Source organism: Thiomonas sp., from assembly GCF_034007205.1.
Taxonomy (GTDB): Bacteria; Pseudomonadota; Gammaproteobacteria; order Burkholderiales; family Burkholderiaceae_C; genus Thiomonas.
In genome coordinates this window covers 25,114-47,519 of record NZ_JAVERI010000015.1, presented here as the reverse complement: position 1 = coordinate 47,519, position 22,406 = coordinate 25,114, and the positions used below count along the sequence as shown (strand labels likewise).

Here is a 22,406-nt window from a genome sequence, read left to right as displayed (position 1 = left end):
CCGTCCCCGCCAATACCCAGCAACACTCAGCCCAGCCCGAGAAACGCATCATGCTCAGCCGCACCGCCGACCACCTGTTCTGGATGGCCCGTTACACCGAACGCGCCGAAAACACCGCCCGCATGCTCGACGTGCATGTGCAGTCGGCCCTGCTGCCGCAGGGTGCCGAGGCCATGCATCTGGGCTGGCGCGGCCTGCTGGGCATCTCCGAACTCACCGCCGCCTACACCGAGCGCCACGGCGAAATCGAGGCCGACAAGGTGCTCGACTTCATGGTCTGCGACACCGGCAACCCCTCGTCCATCCAGAGCTGCCTGCGGGCCGCGCGCGAAAACGCTCGCGCGGTGCGCGGCGCCATCACCACCGAGGTGTGGGAAACCGTCAACCAGACCTGGCTGGAATCGCAGCGCCTGCTGGCCGGGGGGGTTGGCAGGCTCGATCCCGGTGCGTTCTTCGAGTGGGTGAAGTACCGTTCGCACCTCTCGCGCGGCGTCACCTCCGGCACCATGCTGCAGGACGAGGCGTTTCACTTCCTGCGCATCGGCACCTTTCTGGAACGCGCCGACAACACCGCCCGCCTGCTCGACGTGAAGTTCCACGCCCTGCAGTCCGATTTTTACGGCTCGACGAATGGTCGCGTGCAGGAGCACGACTTCTATCACTGGTCGGGAGTGCTGCGCTCGGTCTCGGCCTTTGAGGTGTATCGCAAGGTGTACCGCGACGTCATCACCCCCGAGCGCGTGGCCGAGCTGCTCATCCTGCGGCCCGACATGCCGCGGTCACTCGCCGCCTGCATGATGGCGGTGAACACGCACCTGCAGGCCGTGGCCAACCCGCAATCGCGCGAAACCCTGCGCCGCGCCGGCCTGCTCAGCGCGCAACTGCAGTTCGGCCGGCTCGACGACATCATGGCCACCGGCCTGCACGCCTATCTCACCCATTTTCTGGAACGCATCAACGACCTGGGTGCAGGCATCAGCCAGGACTTTCTCGCCGCCTGATCCCGCGCCCTGCTCCGCTTTTTTTCCGACTTCCCCCCAACTTCCCCAAGGTGTCCGGATGTCCATCCACGTCGCGCTCACGCATACCACCACCTACCGTTTCGACCGACCGGTGAATCTGTCGCCACACATCGTGCGGCTGCGCCCCGCACCGCATTGCCGCACGCCCATTCTGGCGTACAGCCAGCGGGTCGAACCCGCCGGGCATTTCATCAACTGGCAGCAAGACCCGTTCGCCAACTACCTCGCCCGTCTGACCTTTCCCGACAAAACCACGTTGCTGCAGATCACCGTCGATCTGGTCGCGGAGATGTCGGTCTACAACCCTTTCGACTTTTTTCTCGAACCCGAGGCGCAACGATTTCCCTTCGCCTATGCGCCGCAATTGAAGGAAGAACTCGGCCCCTATCTGGCCGCCGACCCGCTCACCCCGCGGCTCCAAGCCCTGATCGACAGCATCGACCTCACCCCGCGGCGCACGCAAGACTTCCTGGTCGACCTCAACCAGCAGCTGCAGCGCGACATCGGCTACACCATCCGCCTGGAGCCGGGGGTGCAGACGCCCGAGCAGACCCTTGAACTCGCCTGCGGGTCGTGCCGCGACACCGGCTGGCTCATGGTGCAGGTGCTGCGCCACCTCGGGCTGGCGGCGCGCTTCGTCTCGGGCTACCTCATTCAGCTCACGCCCGACGTGAAGGCGCTCGACGGGCCGACCGGCGCCGAGACCGACTTCACCGATCTGCACGCCTGGTGCGAAGTCTTCCTGCCTGGCGCCGGGTGGATCGGCCTGGACCCCACCTCGGGGCTGCTCGCTGGCGAGGGCCACATCCCGCTGGCCTGCACCCCGCAGCCCTCGGGCGCGGCGCCGGTCGAAGGCCTGGTGGACGAATGCGAGGTGGACTTCAGCCACCACATGGCCGTGACCCGCATCCATGAATCGCCGCGCGTCACCAAGCCCTACACCGACGCGCAATGGCAGGCCGTGCTCACGCTGGGCGAAGTGGTCGATCAGCAGCTCATGAGCGGCGACGTGCGTCTCACCCAGGGCGGCGAGCCGACCTTCGTCGCCACCACCGACCGCGACGCGCCCGAATGGAACACCGACGCGCAGGGGCCGACCAAGCGCGGCTTTGCTGCCGAACTCATCGGCAGATTGATCAAGCGCTACGGCCCCGGCGGCTTCCTGCATTTCGGCCAGGGCAAGTGGTATCCCGGAGAGCAACTGCCGCGCTGGGCGCTGTCGGCCATCTGGCGGCGCGACGGCCAGCCCTGCTGGCACAACCCCGAACTGTTCGCCGACGAACGCCAGGGCGGCACGGCCACCGTCCGCGACGCGCACACCTTCATGCTGGCGCTGGTCGACACCCTCGGTCTCGACCCCTCCCATGTGCAGACCGGCTATGAGGACACCTGGTACTACCTGTGGCGCGAGCGCCGTCTGCCGGTCAATGTCGATCCGTTCGACTCGCGCGTCGAAGACGAGCTGGAGCGCGCCCGGTTGCGCCGGGTGTTCGACCAGGGGCTGAAAACGCCGACCGGCTACGCGCTGCCGATCCGGCGCGAGCCGGGCGCGCCCGGCGTTTCCTTGAGCGGCCCATACTGGGTCTCCGGCCCGTGGTTCTTCCGCGACGAGCGCATGTACCTCATCCCCGGCGACTCGGCCATGGGCTGGCGGCTGCCGCTGGACTCGCTGCCCTGGGCGACCGAGGGTGAGCGCGCCTCCGACTGGCCGCACGACCCCTTCGCCCCACGCACCGGCCTGCCCGACGCCGCTGCGCTGCGGCAGCAGTACGGTCCGATGCACCGCGTTGGGGGCGGCCTGGCCGAAGGCGGCACCGTCGGCGTGCAAGGCCAGGGGGGGAGTGCACCGCTTCGGGGCGGTGTCGAGACCCATGGATCGGCCCAGTTGCCCAGCGGCGACGGCCAGCGCATGCGGCCCGGCGACGGACGCATGCCCTCACGCTTCGAGTCGGCGGGCTGGATCGTGCGCACGGCGCTGTGCGTGGAGGCGCGCGGCGGCATTCTGTATGTGTTCATGCCCCCGCTCGTCTCGGCGGACGACTATCTCGACCTGCTCGCCGCCATCGAGACCACGGCGCAGCGTCTGCGGGTCAAGCTGGTGCTCGAAGGCTATCCGCCGCCGCGCGACCCGCGGCTCAACCTGCTGCAGGTCACGCCCGACCCCGGCGTCATCGAGGTGAACATCCACCCGGCGCACAACTGGGCCGAGCTGGTCGACCACACCGAATTCCTCTATCAGGCCGCGTTCGAGACCCGGCTGGGCGCGGAGAAATTCATGCTCGACGGCCGCCACACCGGCACCGGCGGCGGCAACCATGTGGTGCTCGGCGGCGCCACCCCGGCCGACAGCCCTTTCCTGCGCCGCCCCGATCTGCTGGCCAGCCTGATCGCCTACTGGCACAACCACCCCAGCCTGAGCTATCTGTTTTCCGGGCTGTTCATCGGCCCGACCAGCCAGGCGCCAAGGGTGGACGAGGCGCGCGACGACCAGGTCTACGAGCTCGAAATCGCCCTGGCCGAGTTGCGCGCCAACCGCGCCCGCTATGGGCAGGAGGCTCCACCCTGGTTTGTCGACCGCACCCTGCGCAACATTCTGATCGACGTCACCGGCAACACCCACCGCGCCGAGTTCTGCATCGACAAGCTCTACAGCCCCGATTCGGCCACCGGGCGGCTCGGGCTGCTGGAACTGCGCGCCTTCGAGATGCCGCCGCATGCGCGCATGAGCGTGGTGCAGCAACTGCTGCTGCGCGCGCTGATCGCCCGCTTCTGGCACACCCCCTACACCGCCAGCCTGCAGCGCTGGGGCACCGCGCTGCACGACCGCTTCCTGCTGCCCACCTTCGTCGCCTTCGACTTCGACGACGTGCTCACCGAGCTGCGCGAGGCCGGTTTCGACTTCGACCCGCAGTGGTTCGCGCCGCACCACACCTTCCGCTTCCCGCTGCTGGGCGACTACGCGGTGCGCGGCATGAAGCTGGAGCTGCGCATGGCGCTCGAACCCTGGCATGTCATGGGCGAAGAGGGCGCTGCGGGCGCCACGGTGCGCTATGTCGATTCCTCGCTGGAGCGCCTGGAAGTGAAAATCAACGGTCTGACCGACAGCCGCCACGTGCTCACGGTCAACGGCCAGGCCGTGCCGCTGCAACCCACCGGGCGCAGCGGCGAATTCGTCTGCGGCGTGCGCTACCGCGCCTGGCGGCCGCCCTCGGCGCTGCACCCCGGCATCGGCGTGCATGCCCCGCTGACCTTCGATCTGGTGGATACCTGGATGCAGCGCTCGCTCGGCGGCTGCCAGTACCACGTCGAACACCCCGGCGGCAGCAACCCGACCACCTACCCGATCAATTCCTACGAGGCCGAGAGCCGGCGGCTGGCGCGCTTTTTCCGCATGGGCCACACGCCGGGGCGCATGCGGGTGACGCCGGCGCATCCCAGTTTGGAGTTTCCCTTCACCCTCGATTTGCGCGTATAGGCGTAAGCTGCATGAAACGTGGGGGAGGTTCCGCAGTTTCCAGCGTCCCCCGCCATGCCACAATGCAGTATGGTCAGTTTGTTTCCATCTCAATCGCAAAGTCAGTCGCGTCCGGGCGACGACGAGTGCATCGCGCTCGCCCGCGATCTGGCCTCCGCCGTCATTCCCGGCCATTGGGATGAGCTGCGCGGCAAGGTTGCAGGCGGCGAGACCGGCGCCGCACTCGCCCCGCTCTGGGAAGATTTTTTTCGACTGCTCGGCCCCGGCGGCTTCGACAGCCTGAGCGCCCGCCAACAACAACTGCTGCAACAGATCCACGACGACGGCGTGACCTACAACGTCCACGCCGACTCGGCGCAGGCGGTGCGCGCGTGGTCGGTCGATCTGTTTCCGCTGCTGGTCGACTCCATCTCGTGGAAGCAGATCGCCACCGGCGCAGCGCAGCGCGCGGCGCTGCTCAACGCCATCCTCGCCGACATCTACACCGGCGCGCAGCGCACCCTCAAGGAAGGCTTGCTGCCGCCCGCGCTGGTGCAGGGGCATCCCGGCTATCTGCGCGCCCTGCACGGCCATGCGCCGCCCGGGAATATCTGGCTGCACATCGCCGCCTTCGATCTGGCGCGCGGGCCCGACGGCGTGTGGCGCGTGGTCAACCAGCGGGTACAGGCGCCCTCGGGCCTGGGGTATCTGCTGGAAAACCGCATCCTCATCTCCCGGCTGTTTCCCGAAGCCTTCAGCCAGCTCAAGGTGCAGCGCCTGGCCGCCAGCTACCGGCTGCTGATGGACACGCTGCTGCGGCTGTCGCCCGGCGGCGTGGGCAGCCGCGTGGTGCTGCTCACGCCCGGCCCGTACAGCGAAACGTATTTCGAACAGGTGTACCTGGCGCGCTATCTCGGCATCACCCTGGCCGAAGGCAACGATCTCACCGTGCGCGCAGACCGGCTCTACCTCAAGACCCTGCGCGGCCTGGAACCGGTGCACGTGGTGCTGCGGCGGCTCGACGACAGTTTCTGCGATCCGCTCGAACTGCGGCCCGATTCGATGCTGGGCGTCGCCGGGCTGCTGCAGGCCGTGCGCGCGGGCCAAGTGCTGGTGGCGAACGCGCTCGGCGCCGGTTTTCTCGAATCGCCCGCGGTGCAGGGCTTTCTGCCCAAGTTGTGCGAGACCCTGCTGGGCGAACCGCTCGAACTGCCTTCGCTGCCCACCTGGTGGTGCGGCGAACCCGGGGTGTGCGACGCCCCGCTGGACGATCTGCGCGCCTGGGTGGTCAAACCGGTGCACGCCGAATGCGGCTTCGAACCCACGGTCATGGCCAGTCTCGACTACGGCCAGCTTCCGGGCTGGCGCGAGCGGGTGCGGTCCAACCCCGCCCTCGTCACCCTGCAGCAGTACCAGCCGCTGCCACATGTGCCGGTGTGGAGCGAGGGACGCCTGGCCGCCCGCGCGGCCATGCTGCGGGTCTATGCCCTGGCCGACGGCCGCGGCGGCTGGCGGGTGCTGCCGGGCGGCCTGGTGCGCACCGCGCCGCGCGGGGGCAACACGGTGTCGATGCAGCGCGGCGGCAGCAGCCAGGACGCCTGGATCATCACCGGCGACGCGGTGGACACCTCCACCCTGCTGCCCGAGCCGATGCGTCCGCAGGATCTGGCCAACCGCCACCGCGTGGTCACCAGCCGCGCGGCGGAAAACCTGTTCTGGCTCGGACGCTATTGCGAACGTGCCGAATTCAGCGCGCGGCTGGCGCGCATCACCCTGCGTGCGCTCTCGGGAGACGACGACATGGGCCCCGCAGTGTGCGACATGCTCGACCAGTGGTGCCGCAGCTGCGGCCTGGTCGACAAGGAGGCGCCGATTCTGGCCAACAACCCGCAAGGCTTCGAGCACTGCGTGGTGCGCGGCCTCGTGCCTGGGCAGCATGCCGGCGGCATCGTGCAGAGCCTGCAGGCGCTGGGCAACGCCGCCTCGCAGGTGCGCGAACGTCTGGGCGGCGACCACCGGCAGTGGATCGCCTCGGCCACCGCGCTGGAGCTTTTGCCCACGGCCTCGCGGCGCGAAGAGTTGCAGTCGGCGCTGGCGCTGCGCGGGCTGGAGCAGCTCACCGAAATGCTCAGCGCCATCACCGGCGCGCAGACCGACCGCATGACCCGCGACGACGGCTGGCGGCTGCTGAGCATCGGCCGTCACATCGAGCGCCTGATGCTGCACGGCGAGGCGCTGGCCGTGGCCTTCCGCAGCGGCGCGGTGCACAGCGACAGCGGCTTCAACCTGCTGCTGGCGCTGTTCGACAGCACCATCACCTACCGCGCGCTCTACCAGAAGCGGCTGGAAGTACCGCCGCTGCTCGACCTGCTCATGCTCGACCGCGAAAACCCCCGCGCCCTGGGATGGGTGGCGCAGACCCTGCGGGCCCGCATGGCCAAGCTGCCCGGCGAAGCCGCCGATAAGGAGGACCTGCTGGCGCTGGCGCCCGACCCGGACGACTGGCATCTGCCCGAGCTGTGCACGCACGCACAGGGACGGCATTACAGCTGGCTGGAACTCACATTGACGCAGAGCATCGATTCCGCCTGGCGTCTGTCCGACGAGATCAGCCGCCGCTATTTCGCCCACGCCAGCACGCCCGACCGCACGCTGGGCGGATATTGAAAGCTGCACGCATGACGCAAGACGCATCCACCGCACAACCTGACGCTATGCTCTACCGCGTGGTGCATGAAACCGCCTACACCTACGCCACCCCGGTCGAACTGGCCCACCATCTGGCGCATCTCTGCCCGCTCGACCAGGCCGCGCAAAAACGCATCGACTATGTTTGCGACATCCACCCCGAGCCCGAACATCGCCATAGCGAAGCCGATGTGTTTGGCAACCGGCGCGAGTTCTTCGCCTACTACAGCCCGCACGATACCCTGACCGTGCGCGCCGTCAGTCTGGTGCAAGTGCGCGCGCCCCTTGCCCCCGATTGGGACGCCAGCCCGCCGTGGCAAGCGGTACGCGAACAACTCCTCTACCGCGCGGGCAAGCCCTATGTGGCCGAGGCCGAATTCACTTTCGGCACGCATTTCGCTCCGCTGTTTGCCGAGGCTGGGGCCTACGCCGCGCCCAGCTTTCCCGCAGATCGCCCCTTGCTCAGCGGCGCGCTCGATCTGATGCGGCGCATTCACGCCGACTTCACCTACAACCCCGAGAGCACCGAAGTGCAGACCCGCGCCCCGCAGGCGCTCGAACTGCGCGCCGGCGTCTGCCAGGACTACGCGCATGTGATGATCTCCGCGCTGCGCAGCCTCGGTCTGGCCGCGCGCTACGTCAGCGGCTATTTGCGCTCGCACCCCAAATCGGGCGAAGAAGAGCTCGTCGGCGTCGATGCCTCGCACGCCTGGGTGGCGGTGTGGTGCCCGGTCAACGGCTGGGTGGAATTCGACCCGACCAACAATCGCCAGCCCGCCGCCGACTATGTGCGCGTCGCCCTGGGCCGCGACTTCGCCGACGTCTCCCCGCTGCGCGGCGTCATCCGCGGCGGCGGCGATCACACCCTCAGGGTCGGGGTACACGTCAGCCCGGTCGACCCGCGCTGACCGGCCGCACCGCACTCAGGTCGACCTCACCCCCGCAGCCGGTTGAGCGACTGCAGCTCGTAGATCAGCCTCGTGCGCACGCCGTTGATCGACAGCGTGTCCTCGATGCCCTTGACCGCACGCCCTGCGGCCGGGGCGTACCAGTAGTGGGTCATCACCGTGGCCTGCGCTGCCGTGTAGTGCCCTTGCAGGCGAAAGGCGTGAAACGTGCCTGCCGGCACGGTGAGCGTCTGCTCGGCCTCCACGCTCACGCTCACGCCCAGCCGCGTGTGCAGTTCCCACTCCGGCTGGCTCTGGGTGATGGTGTCCTTCCAGTTCTTGCCCACACGCAGCGGAAACTCGAACTGCGGGAATGCGGGGCGGTATTCGATGGCCTCGCCGGGCACGATTTCGCGCGATAGCAGATCGAACTGCCTGGAGTAGATGCTTTTCAGCACCGGCGCGTCGGGCTTGTTGGTGCGGTGTACATCGACGTGCACCTCGCCGTTCGGGCTGATGTGGGTGACGTGGTTGGCCATGACCAGGCCGGGATCGCCGCGCTCGGCTTCTTCCTGCGTGCGCGTGACGAACACCCAACGGTCTCCGACGCGGATATCGGGCAGTTGCATCTGGGGTCTCCTGGGTGAGTCGATAACGCGATTTTGCCCGCGCACACGTCGTGGTGCTGCGCGCGGGGCAATGCCCGTCAGACCGAATAGGAATCAGTCCGCATCGGCATAAAACCCGGCGCGGCGGCATGCGCGTGGCGCTTCGTCTTTCACCGCCGACTGGATGGCGGCGATGTGCTCGGGCGTGGTGCCGCAGCAGCCGCCGACGAGGTTCACCAGCCCCTCGGCGGCAAACTCGTGCAGCAGCCGCGAGGTGACTTCGGGGGTTTCGTCGAAGCCGGTTTCGCTCATCGGGTTGGGCAGCCCGGCGTTGGGGTAGCAGGAGATGAAGGTCTCGGGCGCGGCCTTGGCCAGTTCCTGCAGATAGGGCCGCATCAGCGCTGCGCCCAGGGCGCAGTTCAGCCCGACCGCCAGCGGCTGGGCGTGGCGCACGCTGGACCAGAACGCGGTGACGGTCTGTCCCGAGAGCACGCGCCCGGAGGCGTCGGTCACGGTGCCGCTGATGATGATGGGCAGACGCTCGCCGGTCTCCTCGAACACTTCGTCGACGGCGAACAGCGCGGCCTTGGCGTTGAGGGTGTCGAAAATGGTTTCCACCAGAATGAGGTCGGCACCGCCGCGAATCAGCGCGCGGGTCTGCTGGCCGTAGGCGGCGCGCAGGGTCTCGAAATCGATGTTGCGCGCGCCGGGATCGTTGACGTCCGGGCTGATGCTCGCGGTCTTGGGTGTGGGGCCGAGCGCGCCGGCGACGAAGCGCGGCTTGTCCGGGGTGCTGAACTTGTCGCAGGCCGAACGCGCCAGGCGGGCCGAGGCTTCGTTCATTTCGTCGACCAGCTCGGCCATGCCGTAGTCGTCCTGCGCCACCGTGGTCGCGCCAAAGGTGTTGGTCTCGATGATGTCGGCGCCCGCGGCCAGATAGCCTTCGTGAATGTCGCGGATGATTTGCGGCTGCGTCAGGCTGAGGAGTTCGTTGTTACCCTTGACGTCGCGCGGCCAGTCCTTGAAGCGCTCGCCGCGGTACTGTGCCTCGCTGAGCTTGAAGCGCTGGATCATGGTGCCCATCGCGCCGTCGAGGATGACGATGCGTTTTTTCAGCAGTTCGGGCAGTTGCGCTGCGCGGGTGTAGGGCTTGGGGGCGGGTGGATGAATGTCGAGCATGGCGCGGGTCCTCACACATCCAGATTGGCCGCGCGCAGGGCGTTGGTTTCGATGAAGTCGCGGCGGGGTTCGACTTCGTCGCCCATCAGCATGGTGAACACGCGGTCGGCTTCGATGGCGTCGTCGATCTGCACCCGCAGCAGACGGCGCACCGCAGGGTCCATGGTGGTTTCCCAGAGCTGTTCGGGGTTCATTTCGCCCAGACCCTTGTAGCGCTGGCGGGCGACGGTGTTTTCAGCCTGGCGGATGAGCCAGTCCATGGCTTCGCGGAAGCTGGCCACAGCGGCTTCCTTGGCGTTGTCGCCGCCGCCGCGCCGCACGGTGGAGCCTGCGGCGATGAGGCCGTGAAAGGTCTGCGCCGCTTGCGCCAGCACGGCGTAGTCGGCGCCGTGGACGAAGTCGGCGTGCAGCACGGTGGATTTGAGGTTGCCGTGGTGACGGCGCACGATGCGCAGATAGGGCTTTTCGGTGCGCGGATCGACTTCGGCCAGCACCTGCGGTGCTTCGCCGTGGTCGGTGTGCCGCGCCAGATAGGCGGCCAGCGCGTCGGCACTGGCTTGGGGCGCATGATCGAGGTCGATCACCACGCCGTCGACGATGGCGCGCAGCGCCTGCTCGTCCATGAACGCGCCCAGACGGGCGATCACGGCCTCGGCCAGCATGTGCTGGCGGGCGAGCTGTTCGAGGGTTTCGCCCGCCAGCGGGGCGGGGGTGTCGGGGCGGTGGATGGCGGCATCTTTCAACGCCACGCGCAACAGATAGGCATCGAGCTCGGCACCATCTTTCAGGTATTGCTCGTCCTTGCCGTGCTTGACCTTGTAGAGCGGCGGCTGGGCGATGTAGATATGGCCGCGCTCGACGATCTCGGGCATCTGGCGGAAGAAAAAGGTCAGTAGCAGGGTGCGGATGTGCGCGCCATCGACGTCGGCATCGGTCATGATGATGATGCGGTGATAGCGCAGCTTGTCGATGTTGAAATCGTCCTTGCCGATGCTCGTTCCCATCGCGGTGATCAGGGTGAGGATCTCGTTGCTGGTGAGCAGCTTCTCGAACCGCGCCTTCTCGACGTTGAGAATCTTGCCGCGCAGCGGCAGGATGGCCTGGAACTTGCGGTCGCGGCCCTGCTTGGCAGAGCCGCCGGCGGAGTCGCCCTCCACCAGGTAGAGCTCGCACAGCGCCGGGTCTTTTTCCTGGCAGTCGGCGAGCTTGCCGGGCAGGCCCAGGCCGTCCATCACGCCCTTGCGCCGGGTCATTTCGCGCGCCTTGCGCGCGGCTTCGCGCGCGCGGGCGGCGTCGATGATCTTGCCGCAGATGATCTTGGCATCAGCGGGATTTTCGAGCAGGTAGTCGGACAGCGCCTTGGCCACCAGGTCTTCGACCGGGCCGCGCACTTCGCTCGATACCAGCTTGTCCTTGGTCTGGCTGCTGAACTTGGGATCGGGCACCTTGACCGACAGCACGCAGGTCAGGCCCTCACGCATGTCGTCGCCGCTGATCTCGACCTTGGCCTTCTTGGCCAGCTCGTTGTCCTCGATGTATTTGTTGATGACGCGGGTCATCGCCGCGCGCAGCCCGGTGAGGTGGGTGCCGCCGTCGCGCTGCGGGATGTTGTTGGTGAAGCACTGGACGGTTTCGGCGTAGCCGTCGTTCCATTGCATGGCGACTTCGACGCTGACGGTGGTGCCCACTTCGGAAGCTTTTTCGGCCTGGGCGTAAAAGATGGTCGGGTGCAGCACGGTCTTGCCGCGATTGATGTATTCGACAAAGCCCTTGACCCCGCCGGAGAACGCGAAGTTCTCCTCCTTGCCCTGGCGCTCATCGACCAGCCGGATTTTCACGCCGTGGTTGAGGAAGGAGAGCTCGCGCAGGCGCTTGGCCAACACTTCGTAGTGGAAATCGACCGTGGTGAAAATCTCGGTATCGGGCAGGAAGTGCACTTCGGTGCCCCGCTTGTCGGTTTTGCCGGTGACTGGCGCGGCGGAAACCTGCACCCCATCGATTTCCTGAATCTGCCGGTTCTGCAGCACGCCGCGAGCGAATTCCAGGGTGTGCACCTCGCCATCGCGCCGCACGGTCAGTCGCAGCCATTGCGACAGGGCGTTGACGCAGCTCACACCCACGCCGTGCAGCCCGCCCGAGACCTTGTAGCTGTTCTGGTTGAACTTTCCGCCGGCGTGCAGCTCGGTGAGGGCGATTTCGGCCGCGCTGCGCTTGGGCTCGTGCTTGTCGTCCATCTTGATGCCGGTGGGAATGCCGCGGCCATTGTCGGCCACGCTGATGGAGTTGTCGGAATGGATGGTGACGACGATGTCATCGCAGAACCCGGCCAGGGCTTCGTCGATGGAGTTGTCGACGACCTCGAACACCAGGTGGTGCAGACCGGTGCCATCGGAAGTGTCGCCGATGTACATGCCGGGACGTTTGCGTACCGCTTCGAGTCCCTCCAGGATTTGAATGGAATTTTCGCTATAGCTGTCGTTCTTCGGTTCGTTCATCAAAAACAAACTCCGGTTGGAAATCTTCCCTTCCAGGGGGAATGATTGAAATCTGAAGAGGCGTGATCTCTTCCAGATTGTTTCGCTCGGCTACGCCGTCAGATGCGCATGGGCATGACCACGTACTTGAAGTTGGGCTCGTCGGGCATGGTGAACAGCGCGCTGCTGTTGCCGTCGAGCAGTTCGATGCGAATTTGATCGGCAGGCATATTGGCCAGCGCGTCGATGAGGTAAGCAATGTTGAAACCGATTTCGATCACGTCGCCGCCATAGTCGACGTCGATTTCCTCCTGCGCTTCTTCCTGCTCGGCGTTGATGGAGGTCAGCCGCAGCAGGCCCGGTTCGAGGTTGACGCGCACCCCCTTGAACTTGTCGTTGGTGAGAATGGCCACGCGCTGCAGTGCCGCCTGCAGGGTGCTGCGCTCGACCTGCAGCCTGTTGCGATGGCCCTTGGGCACGACGCGCTGGTAATCGGGGAACTTGCCTTCGATGAGTTTGCTGGTGAATTCCAGCCCGTCCATCGTCAGCCGCGCCTGATTGCTCGCCAGGGCCACGTCGATCTGTGCGGCGTCTTCATCGACGAGCAGTCGCATGAGTTCGAGCACGGTCTTGCGCGGCAGGATGATTTCGCGCCGCTCCACCGCTTGTTCCAGCGCGGCGGTAGCCAGGGTCATGCGATGGCCGTCAGTGGCGACCAGATGCATCTGCTTCCCGTCGGCTACCCACAACATGCCGTTGAGGTAGTAGCGGATGTCGTGTTGCGCCATGGCGAAGTGGGTGAGTCCGAGCAGGTGTTTGAGCAGCTTTTGCGGCAGACGCAGCGCGTGATCATGAAAGGCAGGGTCGCTCAAATCGGTCGCTGCGCGCACCTGGGGGAAATCCTCGGCCGGCAGGGTCTGCAGACTGAAGCGGCTTTTGGCGGCGCGAACGGTCATTTTGTCGGCCGACCATTCCAGCGTTACCTGGCCCGGGCTGGCTGCACGCAGGATGTCGAGCAACTTGCGCATATTGACGGTGATGGCGGCGTCTTCCGCGCTGGTCTGTACAGATTCTCCGGCCTGGATGCGGATCTGCACTTCCATGTCGCTGGTGATGAACTGCGTGCCGCTGGCGTTGTGCAGGATGAGCACATTGGCCAGGATGGGCAGGGTCTGGCGGCGTTCGACGATGCCTGCTGCCTGGCCGAGCAGTTTGAGCAGTTCATCACGGGAAGACGTCAATCTGTTCATTCTTTCTTTTCCTTTATTCAGCATAGGACTGATAGTAAGGGGCGGCCTGTGTTGTGGATAAGACAAAAAATGCTGTATTCATGCGGTCTGCGCGGCGGGCTGGGTCTGTGGACAAGCGACGGTGAGCGCAAGGATGGTTTGGAACAACTTGGCCGATTGCAGAACAGCCGCGGACTTATCCAGAAACTTTGCACATGCTGCACAAAGACTTGTTCTTTTTGACGCGACACAGACGTCCTCTTGTGGGAATTGCCGGGTTTTTATGATTTCAGGGTCTGTTCGAGGACGTGAAGCTGCTGGTTGAGCTCCTGCAGTTTGGTGCGCTCCTGACCGATCTTGCGCACCGCGTGCAGCACCGTGGTGTGATCGCGCCCGCCGAAAAGCTCACCGATCTCTGGCAGGCTTTTGTGCGTGAGCTCCTTGGCAAGATACATGGCGATCTGACGCGGGCGGGCGATGCTCGCCGGACGTTTTTTGGAATACATGTCGGCCACCTTGATCTTGTAGAAATCGGCCACGGTTTTCTGGATGTTTTCCACTGACACCTGGCGATTTTGCAGTGAGAGCAGGTCTTTCAGCGCTTCCTTGGCCAGTCCGATCGTGACATCCTGGCCGCTGAAGCGGGCGTAGGCCAGAATCTTGCGCAGCGCGCCTTCAAGCTCGCGCACATTCGAGCGCACGTTCTTGGCGACAAAGAACGCCACCTCTTCCGGCAGGGGGGTCAGTTCGGCATCGGCCTTGCGCAGCAGAATGGCCACGCGCATTTCCAGTTCGGGAGGCTCGATGGCCACCGTCAGGCCGGAATCGAAGCGCGAGACCAGACGTTGGTCCATCTCCCGCAGTTCCTTGGGGTAGGTGTCACTCGTCAGGATGATCTGCGAGCGCTTGGTGATGAGGGCTTCGAAGGCGTAGAAAAACTCTTCCTGGGTCTTGTCTTTTCCGGCAAAGAATTGCACATCGTCGATCAGCAGCAGGTCGAGCGAGTGGTAATAGCGCTTGAAGTCTTCGAACGCCTTGCGTTGATAGGCGCGCACCACCTCGCTGACGAACTGCTCGGCCTGCAGGTAACGGATGCGGGAACCCGGTCGCTGTGTCAGCAGCGCATTGCCGACGGCATGCATCAGGTGGGTCTTGCCTAGACCGACTCCACCGTAGATGAACAGCGGGTTGTAGGAACGGCCGGGGTTTTCCGCCACCTGAATGGCGGCGGCGCGGGCGAGCTGGTTGGCCTTGCCGGTGACCAGGGTCTCGAAGCTGAGCATGGGGTTGAGGCGGGAGCGCTCCAGGGCGTCGGCTTCGGCGGCGTCTCTGGCCGAGGGGTCCGCGCCGTTGGTCTGAAACGAAGAGCCTTCGGTCTGTTCCTCGTTGGATCGTGCGGCCTGGGTGGAAGAAGTCAGCGCCCGGTTCGGCGTCGCATTTCCACTACCCGTCTGCAGACCTTGCCTGCTGCCGTGATGCAGGGTCTGGCGTACAGGCGCTTTGTGCACCATGAAATCGATCTGCACGGGGCGTCCGACGACGGCACTGAGCGATTCGGCGATGCGGGTGCCATATTGCGAACGCAGCCAGTCCAGCTTGAAGCGGTTAGGTACGTGCAGGATGGCGGTGCCGCCATCATCGCTCCACTGGGGAACGGACAGGGGCTTGATCCAGGCGGCGAACTGTTGATCAGGGATGACCTTGGCCAACTGGGCGCAGCACTGCTGCCAGGATTGTTCGTGAGTCATGCAAGCAAAAGGAAAGAAGCGGAAAGAAGCGGGTTCTGGGCGCAGTTCAGGACGATTTCCATCGAAAAATTGGGATGGTCTCGAGGCTGTCGAGAACAGTTCGGTGTTCATGATGCACAGAACGAGTCAGCCTTGCGCAAGCGTTCCAGTTTAACTCCGCGGCACAAGTTATCCACAGATGCCAGACGCTTTTTTCGCGGGTTCCGAAGCGCCGGGGTCGCGGTATGAAATAGCAGAGTCTTGGGCTCTTCATTGACAAATGGGGAAATTACAAGTCCAATTGAGGGCTTTTTTGCAGAATTTTCCATTTAGGTGAGTTTCATGAAACGTACTTATCAACCTTCGAAGACCCGCCGTCAGCGCACCCATGGTTTTTTGGTGCGGATGAAGACCAAAGGGGGTCGCGCGGTCATCAATGCCCGCCGCGCCAAGGGTCGCAAGCGTCTTGCCGTCTGAAAGCGCCCCCAGACCTGCCGCGTTCGCGTCAGGCCGCCCCTCGTTTCCTTTCTCGGCAGTAGGATCGACTAGCCAATTAGGGTGGCGAATTGAAGGTCTCTCGGCCTTGATGCCATGAATATCGAAATGCTGCGGCAACCTGAGATGTTTGCCGCGCTTTTTGCTGCGCGCTACGTTCAGCAGGCTGAGTTTCGTCTGCATTACCGCGCGGCGCCTGCGGCGTGGAGCGAAGTGGCCGCAGCGCCTTCGCGCTGTTGGCTGGGGCTGGTCATCTCGAAAAAATTCTGCAAGCCTGCTGTGCGGCGCAATCTCATCAAGCGGGTGATGCGCCAGGCGCTGCGCGATCTGCGCCTGCCGGAGACGGCCCGCCTGCAGGCACCGTTGCTGATGCTGCGGCTGACGCGAAAGCTCCCGGCGGAATTCCGCAGCGCGCGATCTCCGGCCTTGCTGGCCTATGTGCGCCAGGCGGTGAACGCTTTGCTGCAGACCTGGATCGAACGTACGGTGATTTTGATCGAGCGGGGTTCCGCATGAAACAGGTACTGATCGGATTGGTGCGGCTGTACCGGCTGTTGTTCAGCCCCTGGGTGGGCGGGCAGTGCCGCTTTTATCCCACTTGTTCGCAATACACCATCGAGGCATTGCAGCGGCATGGTGCGGCAGGGGGCACTTATCTGGGAGCGGCACGCATTTTGCGCTGCCACCCTTGGTGCCAAGGCGGGCACGAGCCAGTACCCGAGGTCTTTACCTGGGCGCCCTGGCGCGTTCGGCCCGAGGCGGGTGAGCCGGCGGCGCTCGCCGAGGCTATGCCTGCGTCACCCTTGTCCATGCACAATAGCGGGTCGACTTCTGCTGAATCGGTCTCGCCCGGGGAGTCTGGCGCCGACGCGATGGCGCCGAAACATCCGGCTTCATCCCTCTCTGCCAAGCCCTGAGGCCATCGGGCGCTTCTGCATCACTACAACAGGATTTGCGTATGGATCTGCGCCGTTCGGTTCTCTGGGTGGTTTTCACCATGTCGATGATTTTTCTGTACAACTCCTGGCTGCGCTACAACGGCGAGACGGACTTGTTCGGAACGCCACCGGCCCATCCGGCGAAAGTCGCCAGCGCACCGACCAGCGCTGTGCCGCAGGCGGCATCGAGCACCGCGACGCCGCCTAATGCCGCGGTTGCCACGGTTGCCGCACCCGAAGTGGCGGCTGCTGCAGCGGCTCCCGCGGCGCAGCTCACCACCATCCGCACCGATCTGATGGAGGTGAAGATTTCCTCGCGCGGCGGCAGTCTGGTGTATGCCAAGCTGCTCAAGTATGAGAGCCGCACCGAACCAGGCAAGAACGTGGTCTTGTTCGACGACACGGCAAGCAATAAATACATGGCGCAGTCGGGCCTGATCGGCGGCGATTTTCCCAACCATGAGACCGAGATGACGGTGCTGCCCGGCCCGCGCGACATGGGCAGCGCCAAGACGCTGCAGGTCAAGCTGGTTTCGCCCATTCTCGGCGGCATCAAGCTGGAGCGCACCTACACCTTCACCCGCGACAGCTATGTGGTGAATGTGCAGAACACCCTCATCAACACCGGCAACGTACCGGTGGCGCCGCAGATATATATGCAGATCGTGCGCGACGGCAACACGCCGCCAGGCGACGAGTCGCACTTCTATCACACCTATACCGGCCCGGCGTATTACGACAACGCCAACAAGTTCCAGAAGTTCGAGTTCAAGGATCTGAAGACCATTGAGACGCCGAAGAAGGCCGACAGCGGCTGGGTGGCGATGATTCAGCATTACTTCGTTTCGGCCTGGGTGCCCGAGCCTTACGAGGGCCCGCGCGATCTTTACACCCGCAAGCTGGGCGACAACCTGTATGCGGTGGGCGTCATCCAGCCGCTGGCGCAAATTGCCCCGGGCAAGAGCCTCACCACCGAGGCCAAGCTGTTCGTCGGCCCCGAGCTGGAGAGCACGCTGGGCGCGCTCGCTCCCGGCCTGGAGCTGGTGAAGGACTACGGCTGGGTGACCATTCTGGCCAAGCCGATTTTCTGGCTGCTGGAGATGATCCACAAAGTGGTGCAGAACTGGGGCTGGTCCATCATCGTGCTCACTCTGCTGATCAAGCTGGCGTTCTTCCCGCTGACGGCGGCGAGCTACAAGTCGATGGCGCGCATGAAGGCGGTCGGCCCGCGCATCAACGCGCTGCGCGAGCAGTACAAGGGCGACCAGGCGAAGATGAATCAGGCCATGGTCGAGCTCTACCGCAAGGAGAAGATCAATCCTCTGGGCGGCTGCCTGCCCATCGTGATCCAGATTCCGGTGTTCATCGCGCTGTACTGGGTGCTGCTGTCGAGCGTGGAGCTGCGCGGCGCGCCGTGGATTCTGTGGATCCACGATCTGTCGGCCAAGGACCCCTACTACATCCTGCCGGCCATCATGACGGCGACCTCCTTCCTGCAGGTCAAGCTCAACCCGACCCCGCCCGACCCGATGCAGGCGCGGCTGATGTGGATCATGCCGGCGGCGTTTTCCATCATGTTCTTCTTCTTCCCGGCCGGTCTGGTGCTGTACTGGCTGACCAACAACACCACGTCTATTGCGCAGCAGTGGTTCATCAACAAGAAGATGGGCGTGGGCGTGATGACCGACACGGCGGCCCCCGCGAAGTAAGGGTGCGCTCGATCGGCCTGAAACCCCGGCCATGAATCTGCTGGCGCAGGACGCCGATCCCATCGTGGCCATCGCCACGGCGCCCGGGCGCGGCGCCGTGGGCATCGTGCGCGCTTCCGGCAAATCGCTGAAGAGTCTGGCGCGGGCCATCGCCGGGTGCGATCTTGTGCCGCGCCATGCCACTTACCTGCCGTTCGGCGACGGTCGAGGCGGGGTGATCGACCAGGGTCTGGCGCTGTTTTTCCCCGCGCCGCATTCCTACACCGGCGAAGACGTGCTGGAGCTGCAGATTCACGGTGGGCCCGTGGTGCTGCAGCTCTTGCTGGCGCGGCTGCTCGAACTGGGCGCTTCGATGCGGCTGCGGGTGGCGCAGCCCGGCGAATTCACCCGTCGCGCATTTCTCAACGGCAAGCTCGATCTGGCGCAGGCCGAGAGCGTGGCCGACCTGATCGACGCCAGCACCGAGGCGGCCGCGCGCAGCGCCACCCGGGCGCTGGCGGGCGAGCTGTCGCGCGCCGTGCGCGCATTGGCTGCCGAACTCGTCGAGTTGCGTCTGCTGGTCGAGGCCACGCTCGATTTTCCCGAGGAAGACATCGACTTTCTGCGTCAGGCGCAGGCGCAGCAGCGCCTGCAGGCCCTGCGGCAGACGCTGCAGCAGGTGCAGGCCAGGACGCGGCAGGGCGCGCTGTTGCGCGAGGGACTGCAGGTGGTGCTGGCGGGTCAGCCGAACGTGGGCAAGAGCTCCCTGCTCAACGCGCTGGCGGGCGCCGAGCTGGCCATCGTCACGCCCATCGCAGGCACCACGCGCGACAAGGTGAGCCAGACCATCCAGATCGAGGGGGTACCGCTGCACATCAGCGATACCGCGGGCCTGCGCGACAGCGCCGATGTGGTGGAGCGGCTCGGCGTGGAGCGAAGCTGGCACGCCATCGCCCATGCGGATGTGGTGGTGTTTTTGCACGATCTCACCCGCCTGCAGGCGCCCGGCTATGCCCAGGCCGAGGCGGAAATCGCCCGGGAACTGCCCAAGGGCGTGCCCGTGCTCCACGTTTTCAACAAACGCGACTGCGTCGAGGTCGAAGCCGTTGCGCTGTCATTGCCGCAGGTCTGGGCTCAATGGGGCTTGCAGGCCGGCGAGGCGGTCTGGATTTCTGCCGCGACCGGAGAGGGTCTGCAGGACTTGCGTCACAAGCTGCTGCAACTGGCCGGGGCGCAGCCAGCCAGCGAGGGCGTGTTCATCGCTCGCCAGCGTCACGTGCATGCCTTGGAGCAGACCCGGCAGCACCTCGATGCCGCCTTGCACCTGATCGAGCTGGATGCACAGGCGCCACTGGATCTGCTGGCCGAGGAGCTGCGGCTGGCGCATCAGGCGCTGATGGCGATCACCGGCGAATACACCCCGGATGATTTGCTGGGCGCGATTTTTTCCAGCTTCTGCATCGGCAAATAGTCGGCCCATCTCATCCGCGCCGCGACGTGAGGGCCGCGGCGTTGAGCAGGCCGGTCATGTCGCCCACGGCGAATTGCCTGATGGTCTGGAACGCCTGGGCGAACATGTGCTCATAGTGGGCCTGTTCGACAAAGCCGATGTGCGGTGTGCAGATGGCATTCTCCAGCCGCAGCAGCGGGTGCCCCTGCAGAATCGGTTCGGCCTCGAACACGTCCACCGCCGCCAGTCCGGGCCGCCCCCGGTTGAGCGCGGCGACCAGCGCGTCGGGCGCGATCAGATCGGGCCGAGCGGTATTCACCAGCAGCGAGCTGGGCTGCATTTGCGACAGGTCGGCGAGAGTGATGAGGTGGCGGGTGGTGTCGGTCAGGCGCAGATGCAGGCTGAGCACGTCACTGGTGGCGAAAAAGGCTTCGCGCGACTCGGCTGCGCGCAGACCGTGACGGGTGGCCAGCATGCGCGATTCTTCGCTGCCCCAGACCTGCACCTGCATGTCGAAAGCCTGCCCGTAGCGGGCAATGCGCTGGCCGATGCGGCCATAGCCCCAGATGCCCAGCGTCTTGCCGGCGAGTCGCTGCCCGAGGCCGAAATTGGGCGGCATCGACTGCGACTTCAGCCCGGCTTGCTGCCAGGCGCCATGCTTCAGGCTGGCGACGTACTGCGGCAGGCGGCGCATGGCGGCCAGCACCAGCGCCCAGGTCAGCTCCGCGGTCACCCCGGGATCGGTCTGGCCTTCGGCCACGGCAATGCCCAGTTCGCTGCAGGCCTGCACGTCCACATGCGGCCCGATACGGCCGGTCTGCACCACGAGCTGCAATTTGGGGCATTTTTCGAGCAACTGCCGCGTCAGTACCGTGCGGTCGCGGATCAGCACCAGCGCCTGGGCATCGCGCAGACGCACGCTGAGCTGGCCTACCCCTTTGACGGTGTTGTTGAATATCTTGAGGTCGTGACTACCTAGCTGCTGCGCGCAATCGAGCTTGCGCACGGCATCCTGATAGTCGTCGAGCACGGTGATCTGCATGGTTATCTGTCCGACGAAACACCAGAGCCGTTCAGTGTAGACCCGCAGAAATCCGCACAAGTGGCCGCGCTTGCTCCGTAGTGCCCCGATTAGGGGTTACCCGATTTTGCTGCGTTGCAGCTTGCGCCAATCATTTGCCACAGAATATAAGTTGAGTTTGATATGGCCTTTCAGCCACCCGGTGGAAGCACGGCGGCTGGGTCAGTCGACATGGAGGCCGCAATGGATATCAAAGGGAAATGGCTGTTGCCGACCAGCCCGCAGAAGACCTGGGAGGCGCTCAACAGCCCCGAGGTGCTCAAGGCCTGTATTCCGGGCTGCGAATCGATCACCGACACCGGCTCGGGCCATTTCGAAATCGTGCAAGTGCTGGCCGTCGCCGGATTCAAGACCCGCTTCAGCAGCACGCTCACGCTGGAAGATCCCAACCCGCCGCACAGCTATGTGCTGCGCTTCGAAGGCAACGCAGGCAGCGCCGGATTCGGCCTGGGCCGTGCGCTGGTGGCCTTGCAGCCCACCCCCGACGGCGGTACCCAGATGAACTTCCAAGCCACCGCCGAGGTCGGCGGGGCGATCGGCCAGCTCGGCAAGGATACGGTGGACGGCACGGCGCAGAGCCTGGCGGAAACCTTCTTTTCCCGCTTCGATCAGGTCATGCGCGGGCAACTTCCGGTGGAAGACAGCGTCGGCATGCTCGACCGCCTGTGGGACCTGTTGCCGCCCTGGGGATGGGCGGTTTCCACCCTGGTGCTGGTGTTCATCGTGTACTGGGGGCTGCATGGCACCTGGTGATGTGCCGATGTCATCATGTGAACGACGGGCGCGACGGGTGCTCTTCGCGCCCTTGTTTGACAGCCTCATTCGCCTGGGCACAGGGCGCGGACGACGTTGAGCACCTGCTGGCTTTTGATGTGGTAATGCACGAAGCGCCCGCGGCGGGTGGCCTCGACGATGTTTTCGGCGCGCAGCTTGGCGAGTTGTTGCGACAAGGCGGCCTGGCGCATGCCGACCTCGTGTTCGAGTTCGCGCACGCAGCGCTCGCCGTCCAACAGCAGGCAGAGAATGGCAAGACGTTCGCGGTGCGCCAGCGCCTTGAGAATGCGCACGACATCTCCTCCAGCCATGCGCTCCAGGCGGGCAAGCCGATGCTGCGGCGTCGGCAGGATGAGATTCGGCGCTGTCGGAGTGGGCAGTTCGACGATATTCATGATTTGGAGTCTATGAATATCAAACCACAAGGTTTTGATACAACACAAGAAAGTCGCTCTTCTGCGGGCATCGTGTGGGATGTTGGCCGTAAATCCCGCCGATGAACGCATTCCGAAATTCACCGCCGGGACGGGACTCGGGCGGAATTCGGTAAGCTGCGCTGCTTCGCGCGCCGTCGGTGGCGCGTCAGAGTTCCTCATGCCCGTCCATGCTCGGTGGGTTCAGGCGGACAACGGAGCACTTCTGGCCTGGATTGCCTTGTCTGCGTGCTGTGTGGGGGGGTGCATGCGTCTGGCGTGCCAGACGCATGCCAAGC

Annotated in this window: 17 protein-coding genes; 10 read left to right on the top strand and 7 right to left on the bottom strand. The window is 65.1% G+C overall.

The genetic code is table 11. The annotated features are described in order from the left end of the window. The first annotated feature begins 50 nt into the window (after positions 1–50). The 4 genes from RBR52_RS12405 (at position 51) to RBR52_RS12390 (ending at position 8,072) form a co-directional block, all read left to right on the top strand. Positions 51–1,001, top strand: coding sequence for an alpha-E domain-containing protein (locus tag RBR52_RS12405; protein WP_320377587.1), 951 nt, complete (start codon positions 51–53; stop codon positions 999–1,001). Between the two features lie 58 nt (positions 1,002–1,059). After that, positions 1,060–4,497 carry a transglutaminase family protein gene (locus RBR52_RS12400; RefSeq protein ID WP_320377586.1) on the top strand — a complete coding sequence of 1,146 codons (3,438 nt, stop codon included), beginning with the start codon at positions 1,060–1,062 and terminating at the stop codon, positions 4,495–4,497. Between the two features lie 69 nt (positions 4,498–4,566). Continuing rightward, positions 4,567–7,143, top strand: coding sequence for a circularly permuted type 2 ATP-grasp protein (locus RBR52_RS12395; RefSeq protein WP_320377617.1), 2,577 nt, complete (start codon positions 4,567–4,569; stop codon positions 7,141–7,143). 11 nt (positions 7,144–7,154) lie between these two features. Beyond that, positions 7,155–8,072 (top strand): transglutaminase family protein, encoded by a 918-nt coding sequence (locus RBR52_RS12390; protein WP_320377585.1) that lies wholly within the window; start codon positions 7,155–7,157, stop codon positions 8,070–8,072. Positions 8,073–8,098: 26 nt separating this feature from the next. On the opposite strand, the gene RBR52_RS12385 is transcribed toward RBR52_RS12390, so the two are convergent. The 5 genes from RBR52_RS12385 to dnaA form a co-directional block, all read right to left on the bottom strand. Continuing rightward, positions 8,099–8,680 (bottom strand): hypothetical protein, encoded by a 582-nt coding sequence (locus RBR52_RS12385; RefSeq protein WP_320377583.1) that lies wholly within the window; start codon positions 8,678–8,680, stop codon positions 8,099–8,101. A gap of 93 nt (positions 8,681–8,773) precedes the next feature. Then, the gene (locus tag RBR52_RS12380) at positions 8,774–9,838 is read right to left on the bottom strand and encodes a homocysteine S-methyltransferase family protein (RefSeq protein WP_320377582.1); all 1,065 of its coding nucleotides are present in this window, start codon (positions 9,836–9,838) and stop codon (positions 8,774–8,776) included. 11 nt (positions 9,839–9,849) lie between these two features. Continuing rightward, entirely contained in the window at positions 9,850–12,333 is a 2,484-nt protein-coding gene (gyrB, locus tag RBR52_RS12375) for a DNA topoisomerase (ATP-hydrolyzing) subunit B (protein ID WP_320377581.1), read from the bottom strand. Positions 12,334–12,431: 98 nt separating this feature from the next. Continuing rightward, on the bottom strand, positions 12,432–13,562 hold the full coding sequence (gene dnaN, locus RBR52_RS12370; protein WP_320377580.1) for a DNA polymerase III subunit beta: 1,131 nt from the start codon (positions 13,560–13,562) through the stop codon (positions 12,432–12,434). Positions 13,563–13,822: 260 nt separating this feature from the next. Continuing rightward, positions 13,823–15,289: a chromosomal replication initiator protein DnaA gene (dnaA, locus tag RBR52_RS12365; RefSeq protein ID WP_320377579.1), complete on the bottom strand. Its 1,467-nt coding sequence runs from the start codon at positions 15,287–15,289 to the stop codon at positions 13,823–13,825. A 321-nt stretch (positions 15,290–15,610) separates the two neighbouring features. Here dnaA and rpmH point away from each other — a divergent pair, with 321 nt between their 5' ends. The 5 genes from rpmH to mnmE all read left to right on the top strand — a co-directional run bounded on the left by rpmH (position 15,611) and on the right by mnmE (position 19,860). Continuing rightward, the gene (gene rpmH / locus RBR52_RS12360) at positions 15,611–15,745 is read left to right on the top strand and encodes a 50S ribosomal protein L34 (protein WP_055451706.1); all 135 of its coding nucleotides are present in this window, start codon (positions 15,611–15,613) and stop codon (positions 15,743–15,745) included. Between the two features lie 114 nt (positions 15,746–15,859). Continuing rightward, positions 15,860–16,279 carry a ribonuclease P protein component gene (locus tag RBR52_RS12355; RefSeq protein WP_320377578.1) on the top strand — a complete coding sequence of 140 codons (420 nt, stop codon included), beginning with the start codon at positions 15,860–15,862 and terminating at the stop codon, positions 16,277–16,279. Beyond that, positions 16,276–16,680 carry a membrane protein insertion efficiency factor YidD gene (gene yidD, locus RBR52_RS15455; RefSeq protein WP_413818326.1) on the top strand — a complete coding sequence of 135 codons (405 nt, stop codon included), beginning with the start codon at positions 16,276–16,278 and terminating at the stop codon, positions 16,678–16,680. The genes RBR52_RS12355 and yidD overlap by 4 nt, the downstream gene beginning before the upstream one ends. Before the next feature lie 41 nt (positions 16,681–16,721). After that, positions 16,722–18,410 (top strand): membrane protein insertase YidC, encoded by a 1,689-nt coding sequence (yidC, locus tag RBR52_RS12345; RefSeq protein ID WP_320377576.1) that lies wholly within the window; start codon positions 16,722–16,724, stop codon positions 18,408–18,410. Between the two features lie 31 nt (positions 18,411–18,441). Then, the gene (gene mnmE, locus RBR52_RS12340; RefSeq protein WP_320377575.1) at positions 18,442–19,860 is read left to right on the top strand and encodes a tRNA uridine-5-carboxymethylaminomethyl(34) synthesis GTPase MnmE; all 1,419 of its coding nucleotides are present in this window, start codon (positions 18,442–18,444) and stop codon (positions 19,858–19,860) included. A 10-nt stretch (positions 19,861–19,870) separates the two neighbouring features. Here mnmE and RBR52_RS12335 read toward each other — a convergent pair whose 3' ends face one another. Then, a complete protein-coding gene (locus RBR52_RS12335) occupies positions 19,871–20,881 on the bottom strand; it encodes a D-2-hydroxyacid dehydrogenase family protein (RefSeq protein WP_320377574.1) in 1,011 nt (336 codons plus the stop codon). A gap of 222 nt (positions 20,882–21,103) precedes the next feature. On the opposite strand from RBR52_RS12335, the gene RBR52_RS12330 reads away from it, so the two are divergent. Continuing rightward, a complete protein-coding gene (locus RBR52_RS12330) occupies positions 21,104–21,673 on the top strand; it encodes a carbon monoxide dehydrogenase subunit G (RefSeq protein ID WP_320377573.1) in 570 nt (189 codons plus the stop codon). 65 nt (positions 21,674–21,738) lie between these two features. Here the strand turns inward: RBR52_RS12330 and RBR52_RS12325 are convergent, their stop codons facing one another. Next, the gene (locus RBR52_RS12325) at positions 21,739–22,089 is read right to left on the bottom strand and encodes a metalloregulator ArsR/SmtB family transcription factor (RefSeq protein WP_320377572.1); all 351 of its coding nucleotides are present in this window, start codon (positions 22,087–22,089) and stop codon (positions 21,739–21,741) included. Positions 22,090–22,406 lie beyond the last annotated feature (317 nt).

Bases quoted from the DNA above. Each gene is read 5' to 3' on its own strand.
- RBR52_RS12405 (WP_320377587.1), top strand. From the start codon at position 51: ATGCTCAGCCGCACCGCCGACCACCTGTTCTGGATGGCCCGTTACACC.
- RBR52_RS12400 (WP_320377586.1), top strand. From the start codon at position 1,060: ATGTCCATCCACGTCGCGCTCACGCATACCACCACCTACCGTTTCGAC.
- RBR52_RS12395 (WP_320377617.1), top strand. From the start codon at position 4,567: ATGGTCAGTTTGTTTCCATCTCAATCGCAAAGTCAGTCGCGTCCGGGC.
- RBR52_RS12390 (WP_320377585.1), top strand. From the start codon at position 7,155: ATGACGCAAGACGCATCCACCGCACAACCTGACGCTATGCTCTACCGC.
- RBR52_RS12385 (WP_320377583.1), bottom strand. From the start codon at position 8,680: ATGCAACTGCCCGATATCCGCGTCGGAGACCGTTGGGTGTTCGTCACG.
- RBR52_RS12380 (WP_320377582.1), bottom strand. From the start codon at position 9,838: ATGCTCGACATTCATCCACCCGCCCCCAAGCCCTACACCCGCGCAGCG.
- gyrB (WP_320377581.1), bottom strand. From the start codon at position 12,333: ATGAACGAACCGAAGAACGACAGCTATAGCGAAAATTCCATTCAAATC.
- dnaN (WP_320377580.1), bottom strand. From the start codon at position 13,562: ATGAACAGATTGACGTCTTCCCGTGATGAACTGCTCAAACTGCTCGGC.
- dnaA (WP_320377579.1), bottom strand. From the start codon at position 15,289: ATGACTCACGAACAATCCTGGCAGCAGTGCTGCGCCCAGTTGGCCAAG.
- rpmH (WP_055451706.1), top strand. From the start codon at position 15,611: ATGAAACGTACTTATCAACCTTCGAAGACCCGCCGTCAGCGCACCCAT.
- RBR52_RS12355 (WP_320377578.1), top strand. From the start codon at position 15,860: ATGAATATCGAAATGCTGCGGCAACCTGAGATGTTTGCCGCGCTTTTT.
- yidD (WP_413818326.1), top strand. From the start codon at position 16,276: ATGAAACAGGTACTGATCGGATTGGTGCGGCTGTACCGGCTGTTGTTC.
- yidC (WP_320377576.1), top strand. From the start codon at position 16,722: ATGGATCTGCGCCGTTCGGTTCTCTGGGTGGTTTTCACCATGTCGATG.
- mnmE (WP_320377575.1), top strand. From the start codon at position 18,442: ATGAATCTGCTGGCGCAGGACGCCGATCCCATCGTGGCCATCGCCACG.
- RBR52_RS12335 (WP_320377574.1), bottom strand. From the start codon at position 20,881: ATGCAGATCACCGTGCTCGACGACTATCAGGATGCCGTGCGCAAGCTC.
- RBR52_RS12330 (WP_320377573.1), top strand. From the start codon at position 21,104: ATGGATATCAAAGGGAAATGGCTGTTGCCGACCAGCCCGCAGAAGACC.
- RBR52_RS12325 (WP_320377572.1), bottom strand. From the start codon at position 22,089: ATGAATATCGTCGAACTGCCCACTCCGACAGCGCCGAATCTCATCCTG.